A 5,732-nucleotide genomic window follows, 5' to 3' on the forward strand; every position below is an offset into this window, starting at 1 on the left:
AAGCGCCATCTGGCAGTTGATATCAATGGCTTTCCGCAGGCCATTCACATGACGCGAGCGAACGTCTCTGATCGAGACGGGGCCAGTGCCATGATCGCTTTACATGCCATGCATTTACGCCAGGTTCAAAATGTCTTAGTTGATGGTGGTTATTCAGGCGTTAATTTTCAGCTCGATGTAGCCAGTAATTTAAACGCAACCGTGCAGGTTGCGAAGCGCAATGAGTTGCATCGATTCGAAGTCATGCCCCAACGTTGGGTAGTCGAACGATCTTTTAGTTGGCTAGAGAATTGTCGGCGACTTTGGAAAAATTGTGAGCGTCAATTAACCACCAGTCTGCAAATGGTCGTTTTAGCGTTTTTAGCACTATTACTTAAGAGATTTTAGACAGCTTCTAACACTTTTAGTATAGAAGGGTAATGTTTTTGCTTGGTATTGATTGGGTAAAGAAATGGTAAAAAATAAGAGCGCGACAAGACCCGGGTTGACCCCAGAGCATAAGGCAGAAAATCCAGTAGCGAACGGTTTTTGTTCGTTACTGGATTTTTTGTCTTATGTGGCCGGGGTCAGGGTCGTCGGAGCGTATTTCAGAAGCCGAAGGGTGCTCAAAATAGCATAACTGCTCAACTATACACATTCCAAACAAGTCCCCCACCCAGCAGCAAGTCACTCACCCATCACATCTTCCGCCAGACCTTCAGCATAATCAGCATCGCCACAATCAAGGCGACAGAAATCCCCAAAGTCAGCATCCAAGCATATTGCATCCCGGCTAACGGGAGTTTCACGTTCATCCCATAGAATCCGGTAACGATCGTTGGCACAGCCATGGTCAGTGACCAAATTGTCAAAAATTTCATTGTATCGTTCAGGTTGTTATTAGCAAGGCTGTTGAAGGTATGATCGATTCGGTCAACGACTTGGGTTTCAATCTCAAACATCCGTTGGACCTGTTCTCCTTCAATTTGCACGTCTTCGAATAAATCAATTTTATCTTGGTCAGCACCGACACCAAAATGGGTCTTTGGCAAACGATCGAGTTCACTGAGATTGGTTTGGACCGCGCTGGACAAAAAGGTCAACGTCTGTTGAAGATATGAAAGTGAAACCAAGTCACTGTTCTTCGTCTTCCGGTTCAACATTTTATCCAAATAGTTGCGTTTCTTGGTAATGGCGCTAGAAATTGGGATAAAGCTGTCAACAACTGTAAACAGTGTTTCCAGAATAAATGCATCGACGCTCTTAACCTCGGGATTATCCAATGCCGAGTAAAGTGCCGTGTTGACTTCAGGTATGTGGCTTTGATTAAACGTGAATAAAACGCCCTTATGGAGCAACATGCCAAATGGCTGGGTAATGTATCTCAGCGCATCTTTGTCGAGGGCATACGGCGCCAGAAAGATGAATAATTGGTCGTCCTCATTGATATCATAAACATAATTAGTACTTTCATCATTATCAGTGACGTACTCAATAATATCTTCATCGATGCCATACTGATCTTCGAGGGTTGCCCGTTCTTCGGCATTGATTTGAATCGTTTCAATCCATTTGGTTCCATTGATTGTCTTTTCGGGTTTGATCATTTAGTAATCCCCCTGTTAGTTATTAACCTCTATTTTAGACTAAAAGAAAAGAAGCCGCAGACAAATTTTTAAATTGTCAACGACTCCCAACTGCTAAACACTTTTATAAAGAATATAACGGAAACCTACTTATTTTTTATAAAGGTCTTTAAACGGTTATTTCAGCAAGCCAACCGTCTGGAGAATCAAGTAGATGTTCAAGGTTACCAGCACAATGGTGGCAAACCAAGCAGCGTACTTGACCCAAGTATGATTGGCGAACTCACCCATCAACTTCTTGTTACTGGTGAACATGACCAGTGGGATGATGGCAAACGGTAAAGCAATACTCAGGAACACTTGTGATGCCGTCAGTAATCCTTCAATCTTAGCCTCATTGCCATGATAGTAAATGACAAAGATCAAAACTGGTGTGAGAAACTGTTTAGTATCTTTTGAGAAGTAACCTGATAAAAGCTAACGAAACCATCATGAGACTAGTGTTGAGCTTACGCTCACAGTTACGCCATAAACGATGATAATTTCCCAACCAACTTAATGAACGTTCAATGAGCCACCGTTGGGGGATAACCGAAAATTGGTGTAACTCATTTCTTTAACGACGATTACCTTGGCTGAGGTTAAACTGCTAATCTCATTGGCAAAATTTTGGCCGGTATAACCACTATCAACCATCATGGTTCGAACCAATTTAAACTGCTCTAAATTAAGGGTGACGAGTGCAATCGCCCCGTCACGATCAGTGATGTTAGCCCGGGTAATATGGATAGCTTGCGGGAATCCATTGATGTCAACGGCTAAATGGCGCTTAATGCCGGAAATTTTCTTGCCACCATCGTAACCCTTATTTTCAGCGGTAGCGGTGTTCTTAATGCTTTGGGCATCTAAAATGACGAACGAAGTTCGGGCTGACCGCCCTTGCCTTAATCGTCGATCAGCGACAATTTTTTTAAAACCTGAGTTAATAAAGCTGGTTTATCAGGGGTGGGGGCTTTTGACCAACTCATCCAATAGTAGTAAACGGTGGACCACTTTGGATAATCAGCCGGCAAATCACGCCAAGTACAGCCATTTTTAAGGACATAGAGCATGGCACAGAAGATATCATAAGGATCAATGTGTTTTGGGTGAGTTCGTTTTCTTGAAGCTTCCAGATCCTGACGGATCAAATCGAATTGTTGCCGAGAAATATCGCTTTGGTAATGATGACTAAAATGTTGCATATGATCACCAACTTTTTTGACAGTAGTTTATCAAATTATTGGGTCAAAATCAAAGATACTAAACAGCTTCTTAAGAGATTTTAGACAGCTTCTAAGGGATATCAATTAGCAGATACGGTAATCGTAACTTCTACAAATTTTGATTAAAAAGGGGCCGTTATTAAAATTATCGATAAGATTGAGAAAACCTCAGTTTCAGGGACGACGACTTGGAGGGATAACAACAATCAAGATGGAATCCGTCCAAGTTCAATCACGGTAAACTTATTGGCCAATGGTCAACAAGTTGCAAGCAAGAAAGTTAGTGCCAGTGATAACTGGCAGTACAGTTTCGACAACTTAGCTGCTTATGCTAATGGTCAGAAGATTACCTACACAGTTACGGAAGATGCAGTTGCGGGGTACACCAGTACTGTTGATGGTTACAATATTACTAATACCCATAATCCGACAACGCCTAAGGAACCTCAAGTTCCTAATAATGGGAATAAGGTAACACCAAAGGATTTCACTCAAGGTAAAATGTACGATAAAACAAGTAGATTACCTCAAACAGGTGATGGATCATCAATGGGTATGATGTTAATTGGACTAGTGACGTTATTGCTAAGCTTAGGTTTAGTAGTTATAAGTAGATTTACTATTTGATCATGATTGAATGATCGTAAGCACTCCACAACGAACCGGGTTGAATCTTAACCATTGATGGTATCTCAGATCCCTGGGTTCAAACAAAAATAGCGGGCGACCAACGCAGTTTTCTGCGTTAGTCGCCCACTTTGGTTTCTCTATTAAACACGACACGTGGCCTGAATTTCTGGAGCCCCCGGTAAATAAGCCTCAATATCTGGCGTGTTACGTTGCGTGTAAACCGTTAGTGATGGTTAAAAATACTTAAAGACGTCCATTTTATTTAATTTTTCCATTTGTACAATACCAAACCAGATCGTATTAGCCTTTGCGCCTGCCGTTGGTTTTGTGAACAGACTTATTCTTTCGCACCAGCGTGGTAGAGTGGATCTGTTGCTCATCGTGGTTATTGTGTAAAGGTAGATCACAATGCTCAAAGATCTGGTAAACCCGGTCCTTTAGATTAAGGGCATTGTTAATCACATTGCGTAATAATTTTAACGGTGATTTCTTGATTGTTTCCTCGATTAACGAGTCGGCTTTGTGTTTCTAGGGCGTTAGCTTTTCACAACCGGGTCTTAAAAAGATCATTCAAGGCTTCAGACATTGTTGGATGAGTATAGATCATGTCGCGTAATCTTTCGTAAGGTAATTTGGCCTTCATTGCCAATGCAATTAGATTGATGGTTTCATGAGCCTCAGCGGCATACAATGTTGCCCCTAAAATAAGGTGTGTTTTTTGATCAACGATTACCTTATAAAGCCCGCGTTGATCCTCCAAGACACGGGCCTTTGGAATCGCCTTGACTGATAGCTTGAAGGTTTGTAAATCATAACCTGCACTCTTAGCTTGACGTTCATTTAAGCCGACGTTAGCCAGTGGTGGATTTAGGAACGAAGCAGTCGGTATCACCATTCGATCGGCCGTTGAGCGATCCCCCTTATCAAACAATTGATCTACAATAATACGAAAATCATCCAATGAGACATAAGTGAACATAGGACCGCCATTAACGTCGCCCAAAGCCCAAACGTTTTGTACTGTGGTCCTTAAATGATCATCGACCTGAATAGCACCACGACTGGTTAAAGCAATATCGGTATTTTCTAGCCCTAAACTATTTATATTAGGCCGTCGACCGACTGCAACCAATACCGCATCAAATTCCGCAGTGTTACTTTGATCACCTTGTTGATAATATAATGTAACCTTCTCACCATTATCTTTTACTTGAGTTAGTTGAGTCTCCGGTTTAATCTCGATCCCTGCGTCAGTCAGATCTGCTATGACCTCGGTCGCAATATCAGGATCTTCGCGCTCTAACAATCTGGTATGTTGGTCGAAAATCGTTACATGCGTACCAAAGGAATTAAACATTCCAGCAAATTCAAGGCCAATATAACCGCCACCAATAATTGCTAGTCGTTTCGGTTGTTTCTCCAATTCCATAGCTTCTTTAGACGTAAAAATCCGCTGACCGAATTCTAACCCTGGGATTGTTGGCCAATTTGGAACCGCTCCAGTATTAATGAAGATGCGCTCACCTCTCACCTTCTTAGTTTTTCCATCACTCATTACGACTGCCAAAACATAATTGTCGATAAAACGTGCTGACCCATCCCAAATTGTTGCTAGTGGCTCATCAGCCACCATGTGATAGTTTTTGTCTCGCAACTGTCTAGTCATCTCACCACGCTTATTAACTGCCGTAGTAAAGTCTAAGCCACGTTGACCATTTAAAATTAAATTTTTAGATGGTAGGCAGCCAACATTGATGCAAGTCCCTCCATACATTTGTTTTGACCGTTCGATCAGAAGCACGGTCTCATCATGCTGCGCCAAGTACTTAGCTAATGTCTTACCCGCCTTACCAAATCCAATAATAATATTTTTAAATTTATCCATTGTTTTACCCGCCTTTTACTAGTCATTTGTTATTGCACTTATTATAAGTAAGTAAAGCGTCAAAAGCAAGTTATATGCTCAACTACCTATTTATCTGACTTGACTTTATAGTCATCATTTCACCATCTTATTTGTCTTTTACCACAGTTTTCCCTCTAGTAGCTGATTTTATGACCTTCTTTACTTTTATAATCGTACTGTCTGGTAGGGTTTGCGCCCGCTATTGGACCGCCCTACTGGACGCTTGTTATTTCCCATTGCAGCAGTATTATTAGCCTTGCTTGCTGACCTTGCTAGTGTTGTAGCTTTCCTTTGCTGTCAAGAGCGGTTTTATTGCTCTTGGTTGATTTTTAATTTCCCTGTATAATGGATTGAGCAAGAAGTTTT

4 protein-coding genes and 3 pseudogenes are annotated in these 5,732 nt (G+C 41.6%); 2 read left to right on the forward strand and 5 right to left on the reverse strand.

Annotation, left to right across the window (positions count from 1 at the left end):
* Window positions 1–387 (forward strand): IS5 family transposase (locus tag GSO_RS13830; protein WP_010493256.1); only part of this gene is annotated, 387 nt, incomplete at its 5' end.
* A gap of 290 nt (window positions 388–677) precedes the next feature.
* Here GSO_RS13830 and GSO_RS13835 read toward each other — a convergent pair.
* The 3 genes and pseudogenes from GSO_RS13835 to GSO_RS17950 form a co-directional block, all read right to left on the reverse strand.
* Entirely contained in the window at window positions 678–1,586 is a 909-nt protein-coding gene (locus GSO_RS13835) for a magnesium transporter CorA family protein (protein ID WP_010493257.1), read from the reverse strand.
* A gap of 156 nt (window positions 1,587–1,742) precedes the next feature.
* Window positions 1,743–2,003: pseudogene (locus GSO_RS13840) on the reverse strand (divalent metal cation transporter); the annotation flags it as partial.
* A 7-nt stretch (window positions 2,004–2,010) separates the two neighbouring features.
* Window positions 2,011–2,809 (reverse strand): annotated as a pseudogene (locus GSO_RS17950) (IS5 family transposase).
* A gap of 192 nt (window positions 2,810–3,001) precedes the next feature.
* Here GSO_RS17950 and GSO_RS13855 point away from each other — a divergent pair.
* A pseudogene (locus GSO_RS13855) lies at window positions 3,002–3,457 on the forward strand (Cna B-type domain-containing protein); the annotation flags it as partial.
* Between the two features lie 303 nt (window positions 3,458–3,760).
* Here GSO_RS13855 and GSO_RS18625 read toward each other — a convergent pair.
* Both GSO_RS18625 and GSO_RS13860 read right to left on the reverse strand, forming a co-directional pair.
* Complete coding sequence (locus GSO_RS18625) at window positions 3,761–3,967, reverse strand: IS66 family transposase (protein ID WP_225357878.1); 207 nt, start codon at window positions 3,965–3,967, stop codon at window positions 3,761–3,763.
* Window positions 3,968–4,004: 37 nt separating this feature from the next.
* Window positions 4,005–5,345, reverse strand: a complete 1,341-nt coding sequence (locus GSO_RS13860; RefSeq protein WP_010493275.1) for an FAD-dependent oxidoreductase — start codon at window positions 5,343–5,345, stop codon at window positions 4,005–4,007.
* Between the last annotated feature and the right edge of the window lie 387 nt (window positions 5,346–5,732).

This window comes from Lacticaseibacillus zeae DSM 20178 = KCTC 3804 (assembly GCF_000260435.1).
GTDB lineage: Bacteria > Bacillota > Bacilli > Lactobacillales > Lactobacillaceae > Lacticaseibacillus > Lacticaseibacillus zeae.